Consider the following 23,790-nt stretch of genomic DNA (forward strand, 5'->3'; position numbering starts at 1 on the left):
AGTAGATTGGCTGGTTTTGCGGCTTTCCAAACACATAGGAGACAAATCCGGGCTAAAAGTGTTGCATTCGGCCCGTTTGGCTTAGTTTAAGCTGCGCCATTGCGCCAAAACTGCGTGACGACGCTTTCTTCCCGCGTCCGCGCAAACTCGGGCAAGCTGCGCCAGATTTTTTTGCCATACCCTTTACTGATTAAACGGGGGTCGCAAATCATTAGCACGCCACGATCCGTTTCGGTACGAATCAGGCGGCCCGCGCCCTGCTTGAGCGCCATGATAGCGGCGGGTAACTGAAAATCCATAAAGGCATTCCCGCCTTCGGCTTCAAGCTTGCGCAGGCGTGCGGCAAGCACCGGATCATCCGGCGGGGCGAAGGGCAGCTTATCAATAATCACCAGCGAGAGGGCATCGCCCGGCACATCGACGCCGTCCCAAAAGCTGTGGCTCCCCACCAAAATCGCATGCGGTGTTTGGCGAAAACGTTCGAGCAAGACATTGCGCGATTCGCTACCTTGGACCAGCAAGGGGTAATCGAGTTTGAGCTTACTTAATTCTTCCTGTAAACGGCTGGCGAGCTGATCGACCGCACGCAAAGTCGTACACAGCACAAAGGCATGGCCCTGACTCGCTTGCAGCGCAGGTAAGGCCGCTTGTAACACGGCTTCGAGATAATCAGGATGCTGCGGCTCCGGCATGTTTTGCGGCACGTAGAGCAAGCCTTGTTGGGCATAATCAAAGGGGCTATCCCAACGTGCGCATTCGGCTTCTTCTAACCCCAGCAGTTTTTGGTAATGTGAAAAGTCATCGCCCACGCCAAGGGTAGCGGAGGTGAAAATCCAGCTACGCGGCGTGTCTTCTCGTTGTTTCGTAAATAGGTCGGCGACAGAGAGTGGCGTGCGGTGCAGCTGCACATTGCTGTGGCTCACATCAATCCAGCGGATGGTCTCAGGGTCATCCTGTTTTTCCCAGGCCTTGAGTTCAGCAAGCAGTACTTCTGCTCGGGCCTGGCAGCGCGCCAACCCTTCGCTGCGCACGGCTTGGTCTTCCAATGTGGGCAATAAGGTTTCTAGTTCACGTCTTACTTTGGCCAGCGCATCCCACATGCCATGGGTTTTACCGATTTGATTCCACGCCAGCTTTTGCGAGCCTTGCCCAAACGCCAACCGTAAGTCGCGAGTCGCCGTTTCAAGCGGCCGCAAGGCCGTGGGCCAGTCTATTTCACGGGCTTCACTCAGCCCTTCGGCGAGGGTATCGCGGTTCCATTCCAAGAGTTGCCGGGTGGAGATCATTTGCCCAAAGAAGAGCGTGGCGGTATCTGGGAGCTGGTGCGCTTCGTCAAAAATCACGGTATTTGAAGTGGGTAGTAATTCGGCTACGCCTTCATCGCGCAACATCACATCGGCAAAGAAGAGGTGGTGATTCACCACCACCAAGTCCGCCTCTTGGGCCTGTTTGCGGGCGTTCATGAGAAAACACTCTTTCACATGCGGACAATCTTGGCCCAGACAATTTTCACGGGTCGAGGTAACATGGGCCCAAATGCCGGACTCTTCCGGCACATCGACACAATCGGCTTTATCCCCCGTTTGCGTCACTTGGGCAAACTGTTCCACCCGCCGCAGTTGGGCGACCTGCTCACGCGACTCGAGCAACCCTTCCGTCTTTGTCTGGGCTAAGTGGTAATTGCACACGTAGTTAGCCCGCCCCTTGAGCAAAGCCACGGTAATCGGCACATTGAGCGCGGCACGCAGTTGCGGAATATCGCGCTGAAACAGCTGGCTTTGCAGGTTTTTGGTACCGGTAGAAACAATGACCTTGCCTCCACGCAGCATGGCGGGCAGCAAATACGCAAAGGTTTTGCCCGTACCCGTGCCCGCCTCTACCAACAAGCTGCTGCGCTTGAGCAGCGCGCGGCCAATCGCCTGCGCCATATCAATTTGCTGTTGCCGTACTCGGTAATGCGGAAAGGCTTGGCCGAGCGGGCCATCCGCCGCAAAGCAAGTAGCGAGTTCGTTGAGGAAGGTGTGAACGGTGGACACGGTGCAGCGAAAGGAAGGAAAGTAGAGATGAATGATACCGCCCTACCCCCACGCTTTAAGACATTCGGCCAGAAAAGTTATCAACCTTATCGACCACTCGGGCAATGTTCAGGGGACTAAATCGACTTTGACGAGTAAACGTTGGCCGCGCTGGCGCCGCGCCTCATTGCTCGATAAAATGCCGCGCCTACTGCTATCAGCCTGCTCGTCCATACTGCCGATTTCAACCCATTCGCCGAGGTTGACCGTGATCGTGGTGCTGAGTTGGGTAACTTGCGCTCCCGCATTCGGATAGCCTTGATTGAGGCCATAGTTCGGTGCGTTATTCACTTGGCTACGCTGTGGGGATAAAGCCAGTTGCACCTGCTGGCTGTTACCGATTTGGCGTGGACTGACCGCTAAACCACTATTGAAACTCACATACTGGCTACCGGTGCTGCTCACCACGCCGTAGGGAGTGATCGTGGTTTGCCGGACTTGCAACGGCACCTGCTGATTGAGCGTAATCCAAGCACTGCCGCCTTCCATGACCCGCACTTGCTGGCTGAAATTATCGCGGCGATTATTTTGGGTACTGAGTACGGTCCCACCCGCTTGCCCACCTACGGTGCGTCCATCGGAATTCAAAACCACCGCCCCATTTAAAGCATCACGATTAGCTTGTTCTTGGCCGGTAATTTGCCACTGCACCACATACTGTTTGGCGGGCTGGTCGATTTGTTCCAGAATGCGGCGGACATTGGTCACCGTGGCGGGGCTGGCCCGTAAGATAATTTGATATTGATAGGCGCTGATGCTTTCGCCCGGCCCGAGCAGGGGACGCAAGACCTCTACCAGCTCTTGCGCAGGGCGATGCCGGGCTCGCAACATTTCCATGCTTTGCGCAAATACGGTCGCCCCCCACAACAGCAGTATCCAGCCGCAGTAATACCAATGCCGCACAGACAAGCGTTTCATCCTCATCTCTTTCTATCAACGTCACCCATCTGAGATGCTTACGCCAAAATATCGGGCTCTAACTGTATTTCCCAATAACTGATTTCATCACGCAGTTGCAAACGATGTTTTTTAAGCCGCCGTAATTGCAATTCGTCATGCCCAGGCGTTTCTGAGAGTCGATCAATCGCCGTGTCTAAATCTTGGTGTTCGACTTTAAGCTCGACTATCCGTTTTTTAATTAATTCAATATCCACACCGACCCCTTTACCTGTCGTCCCGATGTTTCTACACAGGCGGCTTTTGCAGGCCGCGAACGGCCACTGAAATGTTGGTTTTTTGTCGCGCAGCCCGGGCGCTAACCCCGGATTCAAGTAGCCTAGGTAAGCAGTCCACTAACCGGGTTGTTGCCGAGCGCAGAATGCCCGCATAATACGGGGGTATTGCCAACCGGACAAGCCTCTATTATGAAATTTCGAGTCAATGCCTGCACTGCCCAGCACATCGGTGATCGCGCCGAACAACAGGATCGCGTTGCGATTTTCCGTAGCGAACAGGTAGCGGGTTGTATGCTGGCCATCTTGGCTGATGGCATGGGAGGAAAGACCGGCGGCGCTTTAGCGGCGCAGCAGGTGCTTGAAACGGCGAAAAATCTCTTTACAGAATACACGCCACGAGCCATGGAAGCGGAAACCTTGTTGCGCAACATCGCCTATGAGGCCCATACGGTGATCAAACTCACGGCCATGTCGAGCGAGAAAGAACCGCATAGCACCATGGTTTTACTTCTGCTGCGGGCGGACCGGATCGACTGGGCGCATATCGGCGATAGTCGCCTTTACCATTTTCAAGGGCCGGATTTAGCTTCGCGTACCATTGATCATACTTTTGCCGAAACGATGGTGCGTGAGGGCAAGCTCAATCCAGAAGAAGCCCGGCGACACCGCCTAGCAGGCGTTCTTACCAGCGCCCTGGGTGGGCAAAAAGACCCGGAAATCAGTTTTGGGGGCTTAGATTACCCAAGTCAAAATGACCGTTTTCTGTTGTGTACTGATGGTATCTGGGCACACTTCAATGAGCGGGAACTGGGCCATACTTTACAAGCCTATGAGCCTCGCAAGGCTGCTGAAATCATCACTGAAAATGCCCGTGCGCGCGCCAAGGGCCATGGAGACAACGCCTCTATGGTCATTATCAAACTCGACCCGCGCTAGCCGATGGAATGGGTTAGCTGCACCTATGAGGAACAGGGTGAAGCGATCCTGTCCATTCTGAATGAGGCGATTTTAACGAGCACGGCGCTCTACGATTATCAGCCTCGCACAATGGCGCAGATGGCGGAATGGTTCGCCTTAAAAAAAGCCCAGGATTTTCCAGTGTTAGGGTTGATTGCGCCCAATGGTCAATTAGCAGGCTTTGCAACATATGGGACCTTTCGGGCCTTTCCTGCATACCAATATACGGTTGAGCACTCTATTTATATTCATCACAGCTTTCGCACTCAGGGTTTAGCCAGTTTGCTCATGGAGCGCTTGATCGCCACCGCCGAAAGACAGCAATACCATACTCTGATTGGGGTTATTGATGCGGCCAACCAAGCCAGCATCGCTTTACATCTCAAACACGGGTTTGTCCACGCGGGTAGCTTGCAACAGGTAGGCTACAAATTTGGGCGCTGGTTAGATGTCGTGCTTTATCAACGACTACTAGCCACGCCAACAGACCCCTGTGAGCAACGGAAATGACCAGAAGTGTCGCATTCAGCAATAGGCGGTCTCAGAATCATTTTATTTTTGCGATTGATCCTCGCAAAGCAACTTGCTAATTTCTGCCCATCAGGTAATACTCATTAGACATATTTATAACGTCACCGCTTATTAAAGACGGCTGACAAAATCGGTGGTGATTTGGGTGCAAAGCTAGGTATGCTTGTGCGAGCGGCTTTGCGTCACCAAGGAATTGATCCCTTCCTGTCGGGAAGGTTAAGACCTATGGTGATGAACATGATGAGCCCTCGTATCGAAAAAGCGCCCGGTTTAGCGATTGACCTAAGCGTAAAGCTAGATTTCAAGAATGCTGCAGCCACTGATTACGATGTTGTTATTGTTGGTGCTGGCATGTCTGGTCTGTATACCGCCTGGCGCCTCGCGCAAAGCTGGCAACAAAGCCCCAAACTGCAAAAACTGGCCGCAGCCCGCGCTGACAACCAATTACGGATTGCCATTTTGGAGTGGAGTGACCGTGTTGGTGGCCGCATAGATAGCTATATTTTGGATGGCATGACCCATGTGCCAGCAGAACTCGGCGGCATGCGGTTTACCACCAGCCACCAAGTGCTCATGCAAGTCATTAACATGATGAACATGGCAACTGAACCCTTTCCCATGACCGATAACAGCCAATTCCTGTTGCGTGGCAAACGCATGGATGAAGCAGCGATCAGCAATGGCACCGATATTCCGCCTTATGGTCTGACCCCACCTGAGCAAAAACAAACCCCCAACCAACTGTTTAACTACGCGATTAGCCAGATTTGTGACTATCAACAAAACTGGAGTGATGCAAACTGGCAATGGGTTAAACAAAATGTCACGTTCAGCGATGCGGTCTACCAAAACTTAAATCTTTACGACATTGGCTTTTGGAATATTCTCTACCGTGTGCTGAGCAATGAAGGTTACGATTATGTCTGGGATGGTGGCGGTTATAACTCAAACACCATCAACTGGAATGCCGCTGAAGCGATGCCGTACATGCTGACCGATTTTTCACAGCCGACTAATTTTCTGCGGATTCCGACCGGCTTTCACACCCTGCCCGCCGCGATGGCGGCTCAATTAGTCAACCAACTGAATGTGCCGATTTATGGCAAATGTCGGGTGGTCCGTTTTGATACCGATACAAGCAGCGGAACGACCACCGTCTTGGTTGAAAACACCGACGATCCTAGTCAACGCGGCACGCTCACCACGCAGGTATTGTTTTTGGCAATGCCACGGCATAGCCTCGAACTGATTGATCAAGACTGTGATTTCTTTTTGAATGAAACGGTTCAATACAACATACAAGCCGTGATTCCGCAGCCCGCCTACAAGCTATTTTTAGCCTACTCATCACGCTGGTGGAACCCCGAATTATTCAAGGCTGGCCCCACCATTACGGATCAGCCACTGCGGATGACCTACGATTTCGGCACTGAAGCAGAGCGAGGTGGAGACCCTAACGATCAACGGGTGTTGTTACTGGCCTCCTACGCCGACATGCAAGCCACCAGTTTCTGGGGGGTATTAGAACGGGATACGGTGTTCACGAGCCCCCCGAACTGGAACCAGACCGGTGCAGAAGGCGGGGCTGATGCCACTGGCACCATGACGCGCATGGCGCAGGGCATGTTACAACAAGTCTTTGTCTCCCCGGATAACCCGAATCCAACGCCGACTACGCTCCTCGCTGCGCATTATCAAGATTGGTCGCAGGACCCATACGGTGCCGGTTTTCATGCCTGGGCCGCCCACTACAAAGCGTGGGAAGTTATGCAGAATGTTCGCTGGCCAATGCGTGATCGGAATATCTTCATTTGCGGTGAAGCCTACTCCAATGCGCAAGGTTGGGTTGAAGGCGCTTACTGCACAGCAGAGTCTATTCTGGAAGAGTTCTTTGGCTTGCCACGGCTGACGGGCGTCCCTGCTGACTATCCGCTCTTGAGCCCAACCCCAGTCGAACCCGGTAACTACGAGGCCAACCCTACCTATCGTTACAAGGAAATGCAATATGTCTACTAATCCAATTCATCCCCAACAAGCCATAGAGAGCGCCTACGAAGTCGATATTGCCATTATTGGGGGAGGGACGACGGGAACCTCGGCTGCCTACTATGCCGCCAGTGCGGGTTATAAAACGGTGCTGTTTGAGCAATACACCATCGGCAATAACTATGCCAGTTCGGACGGTGAGTCACGTATGTTTCGGATTATGTATTCCGATGCCACCATGGCACGCCTTGCAGAAAGCGCGCTCGGTATGTGGCATGAGATTCAAGAATACAGTGGCGTGACCTTACTCGAACGGGATGGTTTATTGTTCTACGGCTTACCTGCAGCCAGCGTCGAGGGTAATCTGGAGCAATGCGCTCAAGTCATGTCAAGTTTGGGGGTGCCCTACACGCGCTATGACACAACCGCCTTGTATCAAAACTACCCCGTCTTTCAGTCCTTGCCCGCGGACTATTTTGGCCTATCGCAACCCAGCAGTTGCATGATTGTGGTCAAGAACTCGCTACAAACATTTTGTGATTTGGCGGCCAATGCAGGTGCAGCATTATTGACTAACTGCCCAGCCACCATCGTTAGCGCCCCGCCCGGTGGGCCGTATGTCATAAGTTCACCGCAGGGGTTGTTTTTGGCGAAAAGCCTGATTATGGCCCCTGGGGCTTGGTCTAATCGTCTCTTTAGTGCGTTTGATATTCAGTTAAACCTGAAAATTTGGCAAATGACGGTGGTGTTTTTTGGCGTTGATACCAGCCTGCCCTGGCCCATGTGGTACGAATTTGGACCAACGGTTGATAATCAACAGCAGTTATTTTATGGTTTCCCCCCATTGGAATATCCAGACATGATTAAAGTCAGTGCTGATTTCACCAATGATATTTATGATGATCCTAGCCAATGTACGTATCAGCCAGACCCTGTAATTTTGCGTGCGATGTCAAATTTTGTTGGCCAACGCTTTACGGGGATCAGTACTGCGCCACAAAATCCGATAACCTGTTTGTATACCATGACACCCGATGCCCAGCTGGTGCTGGATACGCTCCCCAACTATTCCAATGTTGCCGTATTGACGGGTGAGTCGGGCCGGGCGTTCAAATACACACCGCTGTTTGGGCGTATTTTGGTGGAGCTGGCAACCACTGGAAAATCTGCCTATGACATCAGTGAATTCAGTATCAATCGACCTGGCATTATCCAGTCGTGAAGGATTAAGGAAATCAGTATGCGAGTCATGGTTGTTGACGATGATGTAATTTCAAGAATGGCTCTCATGGAGATTCTGCAAGGAACGCTGCCGATGGGCATTGTAGAAGCAGAAAATATCGATAATGCCTGGGAGTTACTGCAAACACCCTTTATGCCATTGGCGATTTTTTGTGATCTGCACATGCCCGGCGGCAGCGGGGTTGAACTGGTTAAACGGATTCGGGCTAACCCGCTCTTAGCTGAAACGCTAGTTGTGCTCGTGACGGCTGCCGTCGATCATGCGACCGTGTTGACCCTAACCAAGCTGGGTGTATCAGGGGGTATTGTCAAACCGTTTGAAGGCCAGGCAGTGCGAGCGAAAGTCTTAAAACTGTTTAATGACATGCAGTCAAAATGGATGGAAAAAGCGGACAGTGTGATGGCACGGCTGCATATTGATACCAATCGCTATCTCACTTACATCGGCAACTTGAATACCCAAACTGCCATGCTACTGGCGGAACTAGATCGATTGCTAGCAGAGAAGCCCAGCTCGTTGGCCCCTTTCGAAGAAAAGCTTGACGCCCTGCATGCAGGTTGCCTATCGCTCGGTCTACATTTGTGTACTAAGTTACTGGATAAGTTGCGGCACAGTCTGAAACATCAAGGCTTGCTACAAAGCACGAAACCTGCGCTACAGGATGTCCAAAAACTGGTTGCACTGGCAGGGGCGATTGTTAAAAAAGCCAGTGGTCAAAGCCAAGGAGGCTCTGTAGAATTATTTTGATGCCATGCCCTCTAGCTCTAGCAAAGCCGTAATATCTTGCAGCACCAGTTGTAAATGTGACGTATATTCAACCACGCAGGTACTGAGCGCACTTGCTACATGCTCAGTCATATCCTGTGTTGGTTTGTCATTTACGGGAATCATCTGTACCTGTAAGCAAAGGGTATTGATTTTTTCCGCTAGCGCTGAGAGCTGGAAGGCGCCGATTGTCCCTGCTGCCCCTTTGAGCGTGTGACTCAGCTGGTGCAACGCCTGCCAATCTCTGTGCTGAAGGCTGTGCTGTAGCTGCTGAGCGCTATCTGCATAAGTAGCCACGAAAACACGCAGCAGACTGAAATAACCGCTGGAGTTTGGGGCAAGCGCGAGTCGATCTAAATCGAGCGAAGACAATCGAATGCTTCTGACTTTCTGCAATGCAACCGGCTCTCCTTTAGGGGACGCTTCCTCATCACGCTGCTTTCTGGTCTGCGGAGTCAGCGTTGTTAAAGACCAGTCAGTTTGCAACTGCGGCAGGTGTTTACGCAGGACGACCGCCAACTCTTGAATCTGCATCGGCTTGGTTAAATAATCGTTCATCCCTGCACGTAAACATGCTTCTCGGTCGCTCGGTAAGGCATGGGCAGTCATGGCAATAATGGGAATCGACGCACCATGTGGCAGTGCCCGGATTTTTTCAGTCGCCTTGATGCCATCCATGATGGGCATCTGGATATCCATCAGAATCGCATCATAGCGATGCCCATCTGAGAGTAATTTTTCTATGGCCACAATCCCATTGTTAGCTGTCTCAACCGCTATGCCATAGTCATTCAGCAAAATCATCCCAGCCTCTTGCAATAAGGGGGTATCTTCCACCAATAAGATATGTAAGCCCTGTAGCTGCCTGCTTAACTGCTCGTTTAATACGGTGTCAAGATGGCTTTCGTATGGGTCCACCTCAATCTGACCACCTTTGAATCCGGGTGATAAGTCACTGCGGCCCAGCATGGGTAACATTTCCGGCCAGATAACAGGCTGTGGCCAGAGCGCATCCACCCCGGCAGGTAAGCCATAGTCTTGTACTAACTGCTGCACGCCTAAATTGCCGATGAGGATGACGCTATCCGCTTGCTGACAAATGCGCAGGTAGGGCGCAATAAAATCAGTGAGTGCCGTGTAGTGCGGCCACTTTTGAGCGGGTAAGTCGATCATCAGATCATATTGGCTTGAGGCGGATGGCGGGCGCCATTGCGAGAGCGCTGGATAATCCATGACCTGTAAGGTCCAAGTGAAGCCATAGCCTTGACTTAACTGTTCAAACAATGTGTCGCAGAGATGACCCGCGTTATAACTGCTGCTGATTAATATCAACTGCCGAGGGGTGCGTGCTGCGAGCCCTTGCATGAGCTGCAAACCCAGAGATTGGCTGCGGTTTGCAGGCAGTAGCGGGACTTCAAAACGAAATTCTGAACCTAAACCGATATGGCTCCGCGCTGAGACAGTGCCGCCCATCAGGCTCACCAACTGTTTAGAAATGACCAGGCCCAAGCCCGTGCCGCCATAACGACGTGTGGTACTACTATCAGCTTGAGTAAATGGCTGGAACAGCCCCGCCAATTGGGCTTCTGTCATCCCTATACCCGTATCACTGACTGTAAATTGCAGATACTGGCCCGCATTACCTTGGACCTTGATGGTGATTTCACCCGACTCGGTAAACTTAATCGCATTACTCACTAAATTCAGTAATACTTGTCCAATCCGCAAAGGATCACCGCAGATACGATTGGGTAGATTGGGGTCAAGATCGATCAAGACCAGAAGCTGTTTTTCTTGCGCAGGTTGGGCGACGATCACGAGCAGATCATGTAACACTTGGCTCAGATCAAACTCAATCGTTTCAATTCGAATTTTTCCGGCTTCCAGTTTAGAAAAATCAAGAATGTCATTGATCACATGCAATAAAGATTCGGCAGCAATCCGCGCTTTCTTTAAATAATCCGCCTGATTCCGCCAAATTTTTAACTCAGATGGCCCCCAATGATCTGTCTGGTGTTGGCGCACAAGAGACTGTAGGCGCTTATGATTAAGCTGTAGCGCAAGTTGGACATAATTCATGACTGCACTTAATGGCGTGCGAATTTCGTGGCTCATATTGGCCAAAAAATCACCTTTTGCCTGAGCCGCTTGCTCGGCCAACAATTTGGCCTGTAGTAAATTTTCGCCGACTAGTTTCTCGTTCATCAGAGCATGGCGAAATACCAGCAATGTTTCTGCCATTTTGGCAATTTCATCACTGCCCTTTATCGAGATCGGGTAACTTAAATCGCCCGCAGCATAGTGATGCATGGTGGTGGATATTTCCGTTAATCGACTAACGATTCGACGACCGAAATAGTAGTAACCAATCATCAATAAAATGGCAAACGCTAAAATCGCCAGCAGCCAAATTGAGAGTGTGTTTTCATAAAGACGCTCATTGATTCGCTCGTTTTGTTGTTCCAGTTGCTGTTTGACCTGGTTCGTCAACGCCAAGACCAGCTGCGTGATTTGTTCACTGAGCTGCTGACTTTCCTGAAGTAGATGATTGATGCTGTGCTCAATCTCAATTTGCTGCTGGCGTAATAAAAAAAGGGAAAGACTGCCTGATTCGATTAATGATAAGCGCTTTACCAAAGCAACGAGCTGTGACAGGCCCTGATTAAACCCTTGCTGTAACTTCAACTCAACCCCCGCAACCGGTTTATCTAGCCCCTGCATCAGGCGATTAATTTTTTCACGTTGCTGTTTGAAAAGTTGTTGCTGTTGCGCTAGCTCATCCAACTGATTCACATATGGAATCCGCCCTAATAAAGCCAGTGACTGCAGCAGTGCTGCCTGTAATTCATCCAGCATGGTTAGGCCAGCCAAATAGTCACTCACCGTAACGGTGACGGCATTGGCAGAGTCGCGGTTGGCTGCATCACTGGCACGAATCAGTTGTAAGGCATGACGGCGCATATTTGCTTGTAACAGGCTATCAAACTGAAAAAAAACCTGCCGTAATTTGTCTGTAGTCAACTCACCGCGGTCATGGCGAGAAAAGCTGTCATACAGCAGTTGCCAACTACTTTCTAATTTGATAGCTTCATCCAGAGTATTACTGCTAGCGATATCGCTATTTTTGAGATAGCGCACGTAATCCCTTACCTGACGCGCCAATCCTTCCAGTCGCTGCACAGGATTCACTGACGAGAGAGGCGTCAATGAATCAGCTTGAGTACGATTCATAAAAACTTGCTGCAGCTCTGCTCGCAAACGAATCAGCCGCTGACTGGTCGCCAATTCATCATCGATCAGTTGCTGCACCGAGGCCGCGCTTTTAGCCACCACTTTGCGGGTTGCCGCGAGAAAATCTGCTTTAATGGCTAATTGCAAGGGCTCGACTGCAACCAGGAGGGCACTCTCTATTTGTGTCATCTCTTGCAATTGCTGCCGCAAGCGTTGATTTTTTTCGATCCGCTGCTGAATGTAGCGATTCGTTTGCTCGGCATTGGCTTGCAAGGCTTGAACGGTTTTGATGAATTGCTCATTCAACGCAGCATTTTTTTCACCCAAGCGCGCAATCCGATCAGGTAAGTCTTGAAAAAGCTGTCGAATACGTTGTATCGCCTCTTCGCGCTGGGCTAGCGTATCCGCATCTGTCAATGCTTGTAAATAACGGCGCAGCGCTTCTGTATCGTTCTGTAAAAGTTGGGCTTGTAGGGTATTCGGGAAGCTCTCTTGGACCATGCTTTGATAGGCCCGTTCGACCATGTGAAACATGAACGTTGCCACCAGGGTCGACGTCAATATCATCAGCGCTACCAGGCCCAGGCCATAGCGAAACTGCGTGGCCAGGCGGGCCTTGCTGGGGATGAGCGGTAACCCTAGCATGGTGGCTTAGTTCAATACCTTGCCGACTGATTGCTCCCATGCACGGATACAGCTATCACCACAACGGGTTGCCCACCGCGGAATGACGGTCTCTTTCAACAATTTTTGTAATAGGCGGCGGTCAGCGTCTGTTGTCGGCAATAGGACCATTTTGCCCAGCTCACCTCGTACGCAGGGTTGACGGCCAATATTGCAGTTGATACCTTCCTGTGTTTCACTGGCTGTTGCGGCCCAGATTTCTTCTGTATAACGATTAATGCCTTGTTGCATCGTCTCTTGCAGTGTCACCGGCAAACTTTGCCAATAACTTAAATTAGCGGCTTGCATTGCCATGCTCCAGCCAACAGGCAAGGGATAGAGATATTGGGTAATGCGATGCAACTTTGCCAGATTACCCGGCAATGTGCCGGTAATGGCACAATCTATCCGGCTGTCTTCTAGTGCCTTGTAGGCATCTCCAAACGGAATATTTACCGATACTCCACCCAAAGCTTCTACAAACTCGCCAATCGGCCTTGTTCCGACGCGAATACGTTTACCTTTCAAATCACTAAGACCACTGATGCGGGTTTTACAGTAAATGACCTGCGCGGGGTAAGGCCAAAGGCTCAATACCTTGATACCGTATTTCTTTTGAAAAAATTGATCTAGTACCGGTAGGTAAGCCTGCGCGACACGTTTTGCAGTTTCAATATCAGGGCTCAACCCCGCTAAATCCGCCCCCTCCATTTCAACATCAGCACTGGCGCCATAGGCGAGCACCGTACTACCGAAATCATACTCACCCAACCGCAATAATCGAATAATTTCTGTTCCAGTTAAGCCCAATTGATTGAAGGGGGTTAAGTCAACGGTCAGCTGTCCCGCGGTTAACGCTGGCACTTGCTTTGTCCAGAATGGCTGTTCATGCTCTTTATACTGACGCAGAAAATCCCATGAGCCCAGCACTCGAACAGGCGTGGCTTGTGCCTGCACGCAGGCTGAGGCGAGGAAGCTAGCGGCAATGACTGAGCAAAAAAATGTGCGTAGGGCATCACCGAATACCGGGAAACGACGAGTAAGTATGAAAAAACCGATACGCCAACCCATACAAGCCACCTAGTCGATTAATGAGAAATAGTGTGCAAAGATTATGCGATAACGCGCAAGGTTGTGGCAATCGTTTTTGTCAGCTTTGTGGCATAGTAAGGGTCTGTCGCGTACCCAGCCTTTTGCAACTGTGCGGCATAACCAGCGGCGCTATCAACTTCCTGCAGGGCTTGTTTATAGCGTGGGTTCTGGCTGATTAATCTAGCGTAGTCGTTAAAGGCGGCGGCATACGAGTCATAAGCCCGGAATTTTTCGGTCACTTGCTTAGGAACACCATTGATGTACTCGGTGGTGACGGTTTCCACGACTTTGCCACGCCAACCTGGGCCAGCCTTAATCCCAAACAGATTATGACTGGGATCGCCATTGGCAAACTTAATCTCACGCTTGCCCCAGCCCGATTCGAGTGCCGCTTGTCCCAGCATAAATTGGGCCGGAATACCCACTTGTTGTTCAGCCTGCTTGGCTTCCTGCCACAAACGCTGCACAAACTCCCGTGGTGCTGCGGTTGTGCTGTTGGTATTACTGACCCCATTCTTGGGAGAGGTTAATTCAGGACGCGAAATACCCTGTGTCGCTTGTTGCGCTTCTTGCGTTGCGCGATTCAATTTTTCAAGGGTTGACACAGGATTCCAGGTACTTTGATCCGGCCGCAACAGAGGTTTGATCGGCAAGGTAGGGTTTGCTTGCTCAGGCTTGATTTGCCGCATCAACTGCTTTTCTAACATGTCTGCTAACCCAACTCCACGTTGACTCAGCGTTTTGGTGAGTTGCTCGTCATACATCCCTTGAAACATATCGCCACTGCTACTCTCCAGTAAGCCACTTTTCATTTCAGTGGCGCGCATACTTTTGAGTACCATCTGCAAAAAAACCGCTTCAAACTGTTTTGCTGCTGCCCTGACTGCTGCCTCAGGATTGTCACGGGCGATCCGTTTTAAATCCTCTAGATTATTACCATCCGTGGCAGATAACGGTTTCGCCGACCCACGAAAATCGCTGGCACTGAGCGTCACCGCAGTGGGATAGAGTGAAGATGATTGCGTCATGATCTCAGCCGATTAAATGATTTCCAACTCAGCCCTGAGTGACCCTGCTGACTTTAAGGCCTGCAAGATTGCCAGCAAATCTTGTGGGGTTGTCCCAATCGTATTGAGAGCCTTCACCACATCAGCTAATCGTGTCCCGCCAGCCAATTCCAGCATTTGCCCGCCATCCGCCTTGATCTGAATGTTGGTATCATTCGTCACCGTGGTCTGCCCAGGAGATAAGGCATTGGGTTGGCTTACCTGAGGCGTGTTTGAGATGGTGATCGATAAATTGCCATGAGAAATCGCACAGGGTTGGAGAATGACCGTTTGATTCATGACCACTGAACCCGTACGGGCATTCACGATGACTTTGGCTGCTTGACGAGCTACTTCCACCTCTAAATTTTCAATTTCGGCCATAAATGCCACCCGACTATTCGGGTCTGGCGGCGCAATGACTTGCACCAACCGTGCATCAAGTGCGGCTGCAATCGGTTGCCCCATCCGTTGATTAATCGTTTGGGCAATTTTGATGGCGTTAGAGAAATCGCCTTGCAAAAGTTCTAGTTGAACTGTTTCACTCTGCGCAAAAGGCGAAGCTACTGCCCGCTCAACCAGGGCCCCATTCGGAATACGGCCCGCATTGAGGTGGTTCACTTGAGCTTTATTACCGCCGCTCGCCGCGCCTGCGCCTGCGACCACCAAATTTCCCTGCGCCAGGGCATAGACATTGCCATCGGCCCCTTTTAAAGGGGTCATTAACAGCGTGCCTCCGCGCAAGCTGCGAGCATTCCCCATGGAGGAAACGGTGACATCCAGTGTCTGACCTGGGCGGGCGAATGCCGGAAGCTGTGCCGTAACCATGACTGACGCAACATTGCGTAACTGTAGGCTCTGCCCTGGTGGCAACTGGATGCCCATTTGTGACAACATGGTATTAATACTTTGCACCGTAAAGGGCGTTTGTGTGGTCTGGTCACCCGATCCATCCAATCCCACTACAATCCCATAACCAATCAACTGATTTGGCCGCACACCCTGTATGCTAGCTAAATCTTTGATCCGCTCAGCCTGGGCAGCGGTCATCATGAGAAATAAGATCAGACCTAGAAAAAAAGGAGAATAGCAAGTGGTGGACTGTTTCATAGCACACCTAGAAAGGTAAAAAGGTATTGAAAAAACGCTGTAACCATCCCATCCGTTGGGTATCATCCAACGCGCCGCGGCCATAGTATTCCAAGCGAGCATCGGCGATCAACGTTGAGCTAACGATATTCCCTGCCAGCACGTTCAAGGGATTAACCACACCGGAAAAACGGAGAGTTTCAACTTCACCGTTAATCCCAATTTGCTTCTCACCGCTCACAATCAAATTACCGTTACCCAACACCTCAATCACAGTCGTCGTAATCGTACCGTTGAATAAATTATTGTTGCCGGTCTGACCTGTTCCTTCAAATTTATTTGAGCCATCAGCGGTAATCCCTAACCCTTGAAAACTTTTTCCCCAAAATTTACTAATCAGTGGGATTGAGGTATCCATACTGCTGGTCTTGGAGGTTTTGGTATTGGTGGATTGACTGGAGGTGATGCGCTCACTCAAATTAACGGTAATGGTGTCACCCACAAACCTTGCGCGCCGATCTTCAAAAAGTGGGCGGCTATTGCTATCGGCATAGATGCTCCCCGTTGCCAACGCTGGCGTTGCTGGGGTTATTGGGCGCGCTGTTTTTTGAGGAAGAACGTCAACCTTAGAATCCAGGTGATAGCATCCTGCTAACCAACAAGGGGTAATGAGTAAGAGTACTTTTATCCATGTAGGTGAGTGAATTGTCATCATCATTCATTCTCCGCACTAATCACTGGTATCGATCACTGAGACAGGCGTTGTTTATAGCTGGGTCAGGCGCTGCAGCATCTGATCGGATGTTTGAATCGCTCGGGAATTAATTTCATAAGCACGCTGTGCTTGAATCAAGCTCACCAGCTCTTCTGTCACGTTCACATTAGAGGTTTCTACGTAACCCTGGCTCAATTGTCCGGCGCCATTTGAACCCGGTGCATTGGTGGTCGCTGTACCAGAGGCCGCTGTTTCGGTAAACAAGTTTTGACCTAACGGCTGCAAGCCAGCCGGGTTCACGAATACCGCCAATTGGATACTACCGATCTGGGTTGAGACTCCCGCTACCGTTGCGCTTACTGTGCCATCTTGCGCAATCGAGACTGCCGTGGCTGCAGCAGGAATAGTGATCGACGGCGATAAGGGATACCCATTCGAGGTCACAATTTGACCATTGGCATCTTTCTGGAAACTGCCATCGCGAGTATAGGCAGTCGTACCATCAGGCAGGGCCACGGGGAAAAACCCATTGCCATTAATCGCGACATCAAGACCATTGGTCGTTTGCTGCAGATTACCCTGGGTATAGTTACGGACAGTAGCAACCGGTCGAGCTCCGCTGCCGATATTCAACCCTGAAGGCACCAGATTTTGCTGGGTTGACTGTGATCCGGTCTGCCGTAAATTTTGGTACAGCAAATCTTCAAACACTGCCCGTGAACGCTTGTAGCCATTGGTTGAGACATTGGCTAAGTTATTCGTAATCACATCTAACTGGGTCTGTTGAGAATCCAGTCCCGTTTTAGCAATCCAGAGAGAACGCATCATGATGGGCCACCTGCTTTAGGTTGAGTTATTCGGGTCAATTTCTTAGCCAGTCTGGGCCAGAAGTTGATCGCCTTTTTGCGAATTTTGCTGCGCCAATTGAATCAGTTTCAGATTCGTTTCAAACTGTCTGGCAGCACTGATCATTTGCACCAGTTGATCGACTGCGTTGACATTACTGCTTTCAAGATAACCACTCGCAATCCGGACTGCTCGGTCGGCATCTGCGGCCTGCCCGCTGCGTAGTTGGAACAGGCCATCAGGCATGCGCTGTAGTTGCTGATCATCCGGATTAACCAGTTTCAATCGCCCTAGTACCACCGCATTATTTTTTGCCCCGGTGAGTGGGGTTGCTGTCACTGTGCCTTCATCAGCAATCGAAATTTGTTGATCGGCGGGAATCGCAATTGGGCCGGCCTCTCCTAATAAAACCTGACCGTTTGCCGTCGCCAAAACACCTTCATTGTTCACCACCAAATGACCGTTGCGGGTATAACGCTCTTGCCCATTAGCCGCCTGAACAGCAAGCCAGCCTCGCCCTTGTACGGCAATATCCAGCTCACGCCCTGTTTGCTGTAACGCTCCTACGCTTAAATCAGCACCGGGGGTACTTTCCACCGCATAGGCACGAGTGGGTAAGCCTGGCCCCACTAGTGGCGCGGTACGAAAAGCCGCCATCTCAGCCCGAAATCCGTTGGTGGATAAATTCGCTAAATTATTCGCGACGATGTCTTGCCGCAACGCGGTATGCTTGGCACCCGTCATGGCGGTGTAGATTAATTTATCCATGTGCTATCCCAACTATCCAGTCTCACTAACGAAGATTGACCAGCGTTTGCAGCACCTGATCTTGTGTTTTGATCGTTTGCGCATTCGCTTGGTAAACCCGCTGAGCGGTAATCATGTCGACCAGCTGTGCAGTGAGATCGATATTGGCTTCTTCAATCGCGCCCGATTGCAAACTTCCTAAACTACCTGAACCAGGCGCTCCAACCAATGCAGGCCCAGAATCAGAGGATTCTGACCACTGGTTATTCCCCAGTTGGCGCAATCCATTCGGGTTGGTGAAATTAGCCAATACGACCTGCCCCTGAGGGCGGGACTGACCATTCGAGTAGCGGCCCAAAATCGTTCCATCGGTACTGACACTAAACCCAGAAAGGCGACCTGCGGTATAACCGGTCTGGCTAAGCGCATTCACACTGTAGGGTGTACCGTATTGTGTCGATTCGGCAAAGACCAAGCCATTTCCCAGGCCCTGGCCGGTTGGGTCGGTGGTCAGCGCAATGGGCCCGGTCAGTACGGGGTTACCTAAGGCCGCGCCAGTATCTGGGTTGGTAATAGGAATCGTGAAAGGCCCCGCGCCGCCAGCGGTTAGCTGACCCGAGGCATTGAATGTTAACTGCCGAATAGCGGCATTTTGTATTTGTGCCCCATCCAGCGCACCGTAAACATCCCAAGTTGTTGAACTCCGGCGCGCAAAATAAAGCGACAGGGTGTGTTGGTTACCAACCGCGTCATAAACAGAGAGTGAAGTCGAGTTGGTATAAGTCGAACCATTGTTGATATCAAATGGTGTCGTAACCGGATTAATCACCGCCGCCTGCGAACTCAAATTCACATTCACATTAATCCCATCAGTGACTTTAGGGGCAATATCTGACGAGGAAATGCGAAGTGGCGAGGGCGTAGATTGCACAATTTGATTATTGCTATTGACCCCAAAGCCGGTTAATTTTTGACCTGAGCCATTCACAATATAGCCATCTTTATCAAGAGAAAACTGCCCCCCACGGCCATAGGTCACCACGCCGTTGTTATCCATACGGAAAAAGCCATTGCCGTTAATCGCTAAATCAAGCGGGTTATTGGTGACTGAAATATTTCCTTGGGAAAAATTCTGTAATACCGCGGCGACACTGGTTCCAATCCCGACTGCGGTACTGGCACTGCCACCACCCGCTTGGGAAAACACGTCAGCAAAAATCGCATTCGCAGCTTTAAAGCCGGCGGTGTTGGCATTTGCCACGTTATTGCCAATCACTTCCAGTTGTTTGGAAGCCGCACTTAACCCACTCAGACCTTGTTGAAAACTCATGGCTTACTCCTTACACTCAATTGTGATTGGTATAACAACTTACAAAATCCGGCGAATCTGACTCAAGGTATAGGGACTGGCCTGCCCTGATACGGTCAGACTTGTGCTGTTACCGCTCTGGTTCACGCCCATCACCTGACCATAGGTCAGCCCGGTTACTTCAATATTGTTACCGCCTTGGCTAGCACTCCAGGTCACGCTGTATTTACCGTCAGTGAGTTTTTGCCCATTGTTATCATAGCCATCCCAAGTGTAGGCATTTACGCCGGATTGCTGAGCGCCTAAATCTTTTTCAAAGACCACATTGCCGCGCGCATCTTTCACCGTCATTTTCAAGTTATCGACTGGCTGTTTCAGCTCATAGCCTGTGGTGGTTTGCCCATTCGTTAGCTGGGCAGTGTTGCCGGGTACCAGCACCCCTTTCCCCATCAGTAGAGCCGATTGCAGGGTTTGCAACCCATTCAATCCACTTGCCAGGGATTCAATGGCGCTGTTTACTTGGTTAATCCCCGTGACGGTGTTGATTTGCGCTAACTGCGAGGTGAGTTCGGAGTTTTCAAGAGGATTGAGTGGGTCCTGATTTTTCATCTGCGTTGTCAGCAAACTCAAGAATCTATCTTGCAGGGCTTCGCTCGTGGTTTTTTCGGTATTAGGCCGAGATGCGCCGGGTAAACCAGCATAAGGATTGGTTGTATTGCTCGCGATGCTTAGCATAAAGTCCTCTCAATCTGTTTCACATCTCACTACTTATTGCCCAAGTGATAAGGTTTTCAAGAGCATCGTTCTTGCGGTTGCCGCCACATCGACGTTCGCCTGATAAGCCCGCGATGCCGATAACATATTGACCATTTCTTCAACCGCATTTACATTAGGCAAGGTGACATAACCTTCTTTATCCGCAAACGGATGCTTGGGGTCATATTGCCGACGCAAAGGGGTCGTGTTATCAACGGTCACCTCCTTGACCTGGACCGCTTGCGCACGCTGCTCTGCCAGCCCCTGCTGACCTGCGACAGGCACAGCCTGAAAAACCACTTGACGGGCACGATAGGGTTGTCCATCGGGACCAGCGACGCTATCGGCATTCGCCAAATTACTGGCAACGGTATTAAGCCGTTGACTTTGGGCGGTCATTCCGCTACTGGCAATTTGAAAGGTCTGGAGTAGCGACATAATCCTTATCCATTGGTTTGCAGGGCACTACGAATACTATTTATCGTGCCGTTTACGCCACGCAAGGCGGCCTCATAGCGCAGGCTGTTATCGGCAAACTGCGCACGTTCGGTATCCATATCCACGGTATTACCATCCAAACTAGGTTGGCTTGAGGCCCGAAATTGCAGGCGTACCCCCAGGCTGTTCAAGGCGCCCTGATTACCTGCAAGATGTTGTGTATGTGTTTGCTGTAATGGTGCGGCAAGGGGTTTACCCGCGGTTGCTTGTTTAAGCGCCGCAGCGAAATCAAAATCTTGGGCCTTGTAGTTAGGGGTATCTGCATTGGCAATGTTGGCCGCTAAGACACCCTGCCGTTGCCCCCGTAACTTCAGGGCTTCGGCATTACGCTGCATGGCCTCTTGCACTTTACCGATCATGCGATCCTCACACTCAGGGGTTCTTTATTAATAAGCCCCAATCTGTGGGGGCTCTGTTGCTTGAACACATTATTCGTGAACTTGAGGAAAGTAATGCGGCAATTAAACCGACTTTCTACCGTCTTTTCTGAACTTATTGTTGTGCCAATCTGGCTACATTAGCGATAGGCCCACGTTTTGAATTGCTCAAGCATGTCATTTTTGATTGCCAATCACCGCTATCGTCAACCCCTGTCTTATCTGGCAGCCTGTGGGCAACCGATAATCGCTGTATTTTTACTGATATTTTGTCCAGCATTACTGGCGTCAGCTAGCCCACCTGCACGAGATCATGCGATGGTAGGGCTTAATCGAGACCAAATTAGCGCATTGGTCACACAAGAAATTGAGGTTGCCAGCCGTCATTGGCAGCAGTATGGTTTTGAGGTCAAGGCAGCGCTGCTACCCGGTATCAGCACCGCAGCGCCATGTCAGGGACTGGACATCAAACCCGCTCACCCACAGCCTTGGTGGGGCCGACTGATGCTAAAACTGACTTGTGTCAGCCCAATTAATGCCGCGCAAAAAGGCTGGTTCGGCTTTGCTCCAGTTGAGGTACAAGTCTGGGGCCCTGTTTTTATTACTAAACGGCCCCTGCCGCGCGGAAAGCCTGTCAATCTCGATGATTTTGAGGCCGTGATGCAAAATTTGGTTCCTATTTTTCCTTTCCCACCCAGTTTGCGTCAGCTTGAGAACAATGTGTCACTCCCGCCTGGTTATGTGAGCCTGTCCCGATTGCAATCAAGTACCCGCCCGCCCCAAGTGTTGTCACTTGCCTTGATGGCAGGACAAGTCCTACGCAGTGAGGCGATTAAATCTGCCCCCACGGTAAGCCAGGGCGACATGGTCGCGTTGCGAGTTCGACATGCGCAGTTTGAAATGAACACCTCCGCGACCGCACTCATGGATGGTGGGATTGGTGATGTCATTCGCGTCAAAACGGAACAAGGTAAAGTATTGAATGCAACGCTAATTGATCAAAAACTCGCGGAAGTGCTTAACAATTAGATAGACAGAATCCTTGAACATATATTTATCTAACGATTTAACAATTTAGGTGCATATTTCTTCATTTATTTAACAAAATTGCCTCAAGTTTTCAGCTGGGTGTCCGAAATACTTTCCAAGTAAGGGCAAAGCGCGTCTCATGCAGCATGTAGGAAATTTACCTACAAGATGATAAGCTCTGTTCAAAGTCGCTTTTAAACACTTGGAGATGATGATGAAAATTGGCAATGGCAACGGTTTAGGGCAGGTTGACCGCACTGACCGGGGAACGACCACGAGTAGCGCCGGACGAGCGAGTCAATCTGATAGCGGTACGAGTGTGAGCAGCACGGAAAGCGTCCAGCTGAGTGGTTTTTCCTCTCGCTTGCAGGATCTTGAAAAAACACTGTCGGCCTCACCGGCGTTTGATGCCCAGAAAGTCGAAAGTATTACCCAAGCAATCCGTGACGGTAAATTTACGGTTAATAGTGATGTTGTAGCAGATAAATTATTAGCAAGCGTGCGGGAACTTGTTGGCAACTGACCCCCTTCCCGCACCCTAAATCAAGGTGTGCGGAACGATGGATACCCAACAATTACAGCAGCAGCAAAAAAAATCACAGCAAGCGTCGCTCAAAACAGAGAGTGATGCTTCTTTGTTATTGGTCTGCCGTCAGTTATTTGAGCTGATTCAAGCCGCAAACCAACTACTTCCTGGTATTCAAACTTTGCTTTTAGACGAGCAAACGGCCTTGACACAGCAAATTCCGGCGCCCCTAGAATTTGAGGCGCTTCTGAATAAAAAAGAAAAGGCGCTCTTGGCGCTGCAGCAGCACTGGGAAAAAATAATACACTTCATTCAGGAAAATCAGACTGATAAAGCAATCCAACCCGATCTGCGGCAATGGATTCAAACCACGAGCAACATCCTCGCCCGACCTGCGCTGGGGCGTCAATTGACTCAAGCCTTGGACAAGCTACAACTCGGTATGCAAGAGATTGTTGAATTAAATCAGCTCAATGGCCAGCTGATTGTGCGTCAGCGTCACCAAGTCGAGCAAAGCTTACATATTTTGCGCGGGACAGATAACCCGCAATTGCCAAGCACACCGCTTTACACTCCCACGGGTGGCGCCCACACGACCTTGAATAAAAATCGTCGCGGCATAGCGTAGGCTCAAGGTCTGTTTCGTCGGTGCGTCGCTTTAAGTGTTGACTTAAATACCAGATGAGGCCAGATAGCTGTCTAAATGAAGGGGTCGCACATTAAAGTGTAACCAATACTGAACGATACGCCCTAGTATCGTATTGAGATCATCAAAATTAACGGGCTTCACCGTGTAGCTATTTGCCCCCAGTTGGTAGGCGAGAACCAGATCGCGCTCTTCCTGGGAGGAGGTAAAAATAATCACAGGAACATAAGCCAAATCAGGATTCGCCTTGATCAAGCGCAGTAGCTCCAGACCATCTAACTTTGGCAACTTCAGATCTAACAACATCAGCTTAGGCAGCGCCTGCATTTCTCCTTGGCGAAGTTTGATGATGGCGTGCTCTAAGTAGGTTTTGGCAGCGACCCCATCTTCTACATGCACAATCGATAAGTCTTGCGCTGCGCGCCGCAGCGCCAGTAACGTCAACTCTGCATCACTAGGATTATCTTCAACCAGTAATATATCCATCG

The 23,790-nt window shown here is 50.5% G+C and carries 23 protein-coding genes; 8 read left to right on the top strand and 15 right to left on the bottom strand.

What is annotated here, in order from left to right:
• Positions 1-86 precede the first annotated feature (86 nt).
• The 3 genes from DU000_RS04995 to DU000_RS05005 all read right to left on the bottom strand — a co-directional run bounded on the left by DU000_RS04995 (position 87) and on the right by DU000_RS05005 (position 3,229).
• Complete coding sequence (locus DU000_RS04995; RefSeq protein ID WP_240001809.1) at positions 87-2,036, bottom strand: DNA repair helicase YoaA; 1,950 nt, start codon at positions 2,034-2,036, stop codon at positions 87-89.
• 108 nt (positions 2,037-2,144) lie between these two features.
• The gene (locus DU000_RS05000; protein ID WP_158529638.1) at positions 2,145-2,993 is read right to left on the bottom strand and encodes a secretin N-terminal domain-containing protein; all 849 of its coding nucleotides are present in this window, start codon (positions 2,991-2,993) and stop codon (positions 2,145-2,147) included.
• A 38-nt stretch (positions 2,994-3,031) separates the two neighbouring features.
• Positions 3,032-3,229, bottom strand: coding sequence for a YdcH family protein (locus DU000_RS05005; RefSeq protein ID WP_240001810.1), 198 nt, complete (start codon positions 3,227-3,229; stop codon positions 3,032-3,034).
• 210 nt (positions 3,230-3,439) lie between these two features.
• Between DU000_RS05005 and DU000_RS05010 the strand changes: the two genes are divergently transcribed.
• The 5 genes from DU000_RS05010 to DU000_RS05030 all read left to right on the top strand — a co-directional run bounded on the left by DU000_RS05010 (position 3,440) and on the right by DU000_RS05030 (position 8,714).
• Positions 3,440-4,186, top strand: a complete 747-nt coding sequence (locus DU000_RS05010; protein WP_114402271.1) for a PP2C family protein-serine/threonine phosphatase — start codon at positions 3,440-3,442, stop codon at positions 4,184-4,186.
• Positions 4,187-4,189: 3 nt separating this feature from the next.
• Complete coding sequence (locus DU000_RS05015) at positions 4,190-4,717, top strand: GNAT family N-acetyltransferase (protein ID WP_114402272.1); 528 nt, start codon at positions 4,190-4,192, stop codon at positions 4,715-4,717.
• 258 nt (positions 4,718-4,975) lie between these two features.
• Positions 4,976-6,754, top strand: coding sequence for a flavin monoamine oxidase family protein (locus tag DU000_RS05020; protein WP_158529639.1), 1,779 nt, complete (start codon positions 4,976-4,978; stop codon positions 6,752-6,754).
• Positions 6,744-7,946: an FAD-dependent oxidoreductase gene (locus tag DU000_RS05025; protein ID WP_114402274.1), complete on the top strand. Its 1,203-nt coding sequence runs from the start codon at positions 6,744-6,746 to the stop codon at positions 7,944-7,946. The genes DU000_RS05020 and DU000_RS05025 overlap by 11 nt, the downstream gene beginning before the upstream one ends.
• 18 nt (positions 7,947-7,964) lie before the next feature.
• Positions 7,965-8,714, top strand: a complete 750-nt coding sequence (locus tag DU000_RS05030) for a response regulator (protein WP_114402275.1) — start codon at positions 7,965-7,967, stop codon at positions 8,712-8,714.
• Here DU000_RS05030 and DU000_RS05035 read toward each other — a convergent pair.
• From DU000_RS05035 to flgB, 11 genes are read right to left on the bottom strand one after another with little or no spacing between them, the layout of a single operon-like run.
• Positions 8,706-12,608, bottom strand: a complete 3,903-nt coding sequence (locus DU000_RS05035) for an ATP-binding protein (RefSeq protein WP_114402276.1) — start codon at positions 12,606-12,608, stop codon at positions 8,706-8,708. The two genes, DU000_RS05030 and DU000_RS05035, sit on opposite strands and share 9 nt — an antisense overlap.
• 6 nt (positions 12,609-12,614) lie before the next feature.
• On the bottom strand, positions 12,615-13,697 hold the full coding sequence (locus DU000_RS05040; protein ID WP_114402277.1) for a TRAP transporter substrate-binding protein: 1,083 nt from the start codon (positions 13,695-13,697) through the stop codon (positions 12,615-12,617).
• 41 nt (positions 13,698-13,738) lie between these two features.
• Positions 13,739-14,746, bottom strand: coding sequence for a flagellar assembly peptidoglycan hydrolase FlgJ (flgJ, locus tag DU000_RS05045; RefSeq protein WP_114402278.1), 1,008 nt, complete (start codon positions 14,744-14,746; stop codon positions 13,739-13,741).
• Positions 14,747-14,758: 12 nt separating this feature from the next.
• The gene (locus DU000_RS05050) at positions 14,759-15,874 is read right to left on the bottom strand and encodes a flagellar basal body P-ring protein FlgI (RefSeq protein WP_192878436.1); all 1,116 of its coding nucleotides are present in this window, start codon (positions 15,872-15,874) and stop codon (positions 14,759-14,761) included.
• A gap of 7 nt (positions 15,875-15,881) precedes the next feature.
• Positions 15,882-16,571, bottom strand: coding sequence for a flagellar basal body L-ring protein FlgH (locus tag DU000_RS05055; protein WP_114402279.1), 690 nt, complete (start codon positions 16,569-16,571; stop codon positions 15,882-15,884).
• 48 nt (positions 16,572-16,619) lie between these two features.
• Positions 16,620-17,396, bottom strand: a complete 777-nt coding sequence (flgG, locus tag DU000_RS05060; RefSeq protein ID WP_114402280.1) for a flagellar basal-body rod protein FlgG — start codon at positions 17,394-17,396, stop codon at positions 16,620-16,622.
• Positions 17,397-17,438: 42 nt separating this feature from the next.
• A complete protein-coding gene (flgF, locus tag DU000_RS05065) occupies positions 17,439-18,182 on the bottom strand; it encodes a flagellar basal-body rod protein FlgF (protein WP_114402281.1) in 744 nt (247 codons plus the stop codon).
• Between the two features lie 25 nt (positions 18,183-18,207).
• The gene (flgE, locus tag DU000_RS05070; RefSeq protein WP_114402282.1) at positions 18,208-19,491 is read right to left on the bottom strand and encodes a flagellar hook protein FlgE; all 1,284 of its coding nucleotides are present in this window, start codon (positions 19,489-19,491) and stop codon (positions 18,208-18,210) included.
• Between the two features lie 39 nt (positions 19,492-19,530).
• Positions 19,531-20,205: a flagellar hook assembly protein FlgD gene (locus DU000_RS05075; RefSeq protein WP_114402283.1), complete on the bottom strand. Its 675-nt coding sequence runs from the start codon at positions 20,203-20,205 to the stop codon at positions 19,531-19,533.
• Positions 20,206-20,238: 33 nt separating this feature from the next.
• Entirely contained in the window at positions 20,239-20,664 is a 426-nt protein-coding gene (flgC, locus tag DU000_RS05080; RefSeq protein WP_114402284.1) for a flagellar basal body rod protein FlgC, read from the bottom strand.
• Positions 20,665-20,669: 5 nt separating this feature from the next.
• On the bottom strand, positions 20,670-21,083 hold the full coding sequence (gene flgB / locus DU000_RS05085) for a flagellar basal body rod protein FlgB (RefSeq protein WP_114402285.1): 414 nt from the start codon (positions 21,081-21,083) through the stop codon (positions 20,670-20,672).
• Between the two features lie 192 nt (positions 21,084-21,275).
• On the opposite strand from flgB, the gene flgA reads away from it, so the two are divergent.
• The 3 genes from flgA (at position 21,276) to flgN (ending at position 23,284) form a co-directional block, all read left to right on the top strand.
• Positions 21,276-22,130 carry a flagellar basal body P-ring formation chaperone FlgA gene (gene flgA, locus DU000_RS05090; protein WP_114402286.1) on the top strand — a complete coding sequence of 285 codons (855 nt, stop codon included), beginning with the start codon at positions 21,276-21,278 and terminating at the stop codon, positions 22,128-22,130.
• Between the two features lie 214 nt (positions 22,131-22,344).
• On the top strand, positions 22,345-22,653 hold the full coding sequence (gene flgM, locus DU000_RS05095) for a flagellar biosynthesis anti-sigma factor FlgM (protein ID WP_114402287.1): 309 nt from the start codon (positions 22,345-22,347) through the stop codon (positions 22,651-22,653).
• Between the two features lie 37 nt (positions 22,654-22,690).
• A complete protein-coding gene (gene flgN, locus DU000_RS05100) occupies positions 22,691-23,284 on the top strand; it encodes a flagellar export chaperone FlgN (RefSeq protein ID WP_114402288.1) in 594 nt (197 codons plus the stop codon).
• 42 nt (positions 23,285-23,326) lie between these two features.
• On the opposite strand, the gene DU000_RS05105 is transcribed toward flgN, so the two are convergent.
• A complete protein-coding gene (locus DU000_RS05105) occupies positions 23,327-23,788 on the bottom strand; it encodes a response regulator (RefSeq protein WP_114402289.1) in 462 nt (153 codons plus the stop codon).
• Positions 23,789-23,790 lie beyond the last annotated feature (2 nt).

This window comes from Parvibium lacunae, assembly GCF_003335215.1.
GTDB lineage: Bacteria > Pseudomonadota > Gammaproteobacteria > Burkholderiales > Burkholderiaceae_D > Parvibium > Parvibium lacunae.

What these genes read in the sequence shown, in the direction of transcription:
- DU000_RS05105 (WP_114402289.1), bottom strand. Translation starts at nt 23,788, where the DNA reads ATGGATATATTACTGGTTGAAGATAATCCTAGTGATGCAGAGTTGACG.
- DU000_RS05030 (WP_114402275.1), top strand. Translation starts at nt 7,965, where the DNA reads ATGCGAGTCATGGTTGTTGACGATGATGTAATTTCAAGAATGGCTCTC.
- DU000_RS05050 (WP_192878436.1), bottom strand. Translation starts at nt 15,874, where the DNA reads ATGAAACAGTCCACCACTTGCTATTCTCCTTTTTTTCTAGGTCTGATC.
- flgE (WP_114402282.1), bottom strand. Translation starts at nt 19,491, where the DNA reads ATGAGTTTTCAACAAGGTCTGAGTGGGTTAAGTGCGGCTTCCAAACAA.
- DU000_RS05015 (WP_114402272.1), top strand. Translation starts at nt 4,190, where the DNA reads ATGGAATGGGTTAGCTGCACCTATGAGGAACAGGGTGAAGCGATCCTG.
- DU000_RS05040 (WP_114402277.1), bottom strand. Translation starts at nt 13,697, where the DNA reads ATGGGTTGGCGTATCGGTTTTTTCATACTTACTCGTCGTTTCCCGGTA.
- DU000_RS05025 (WP_114402274.1), top strand. Translation starts at nt 6,744, where the DNA reads ATGTCTACTAATCCAATTCATCCCCAACAAGCCATAGAGAGCGCCTAC.
- DU000_RS05020 (WP_158529639.1), top strand. Translation starts at nt 4,976, where the DNA reads ATGATGAGCCCTCGTATCGAAAAAGCGCCCGGTTTAGCGATTGACCTA.
- flgN (WP_114402288.1), top strand. Translation starts at nt 22,691, where the DNA reads ATGGATACCCAACAATTACAGCAGCAGCAAAAAAAATCACAGCAAGCG.
- DU000_RS05010 (WP_114402271.1), top strand. Translation starts at nt 3,440, where the DNA reads ATGAAATTTCGAGTCAATGCCTGCACTGCCCAGCACATCGGTGATCGC.
- flgG (WP_114402280.1), bottom strand. Translation starts at nt 17,396, where the DNA reads ATGATGCGTTCTCTCTGGATTGCTAAAACGGGACTGGATTCTCAACAG.
- flgJ (WP_114402278.1), bottom strand. Translation starts at nt 14,746, where the DNA reads ATGACGCAATCATCTTCACTCTATCCCACTGCGGTGACGCTCAGTGCC.
- DU000_RS05055 (WP_114402279.1), bottom strand. Translation starts at nt 16,571, where the DNA reads ATGATGATGACAATTCACTCACCTACATGGATAAAAGTACTCTTACTC.
- flgB (WP_114402285.1), bottom strand. Translation starts at nt 21,083, where the DNA reads ATGATCGGTAAAGTGCAAGAGGCCATGCAGCGTAATGCCGAAGCCCTG.
- flgM (WP_114402287.1), top strand. Translation starts at nt 22,345, where the DNA reads ATGAAAATTGGCAATGGCAACGGTTTAGGGCAGGTTGACCGCACTGAC.
- flgA (WP_114402286.1), top strand. Translation starts at nt 21,276, where the DNA reads ATGTCATTTTTGATTGCCAATCACCGCTATCGTCAACCCCTGTCTTAT.
- flgF (WP_114402281.1), bottom strand. Translation starts at nt 18,182, where the DNA reads ATGGATAAATTAATCTACACCGCCATGACGGGTGCCAAGCATACCGCG.
- DU000_RS05000 (WP_158529638.1), bottom strand. Translation starts at nt 2,993, where the DNA reads ATGAAACGCTTGTCTGTGCGGCATTGGTATTACTGCGGCTGGATACTG.
- flgC (WP_114402284.1), bottom strand. Translation starts at nt 20,664, where the DNA reads ATGTCGCTACTCCAGACCTTTCAAATTGCCAGTAGCGGAATGACCGCC.
- DU000_RS05035 (WP_114402276.1), bottom strand. Translation starts at nt 12,608, where the DNA reads ATGCTAGGGTTACCGCTCATCCCCAGCAAGGCCCGCCTGGCCACGCAG.
- DU000_RS05075 (WP_114402283.1), bottom strand. Translation starts at nt 20,205, where the DNA reads ATGCTAAGCATCGCGAGCAATACAACCAATCCTTATGCTGGTTTACCC.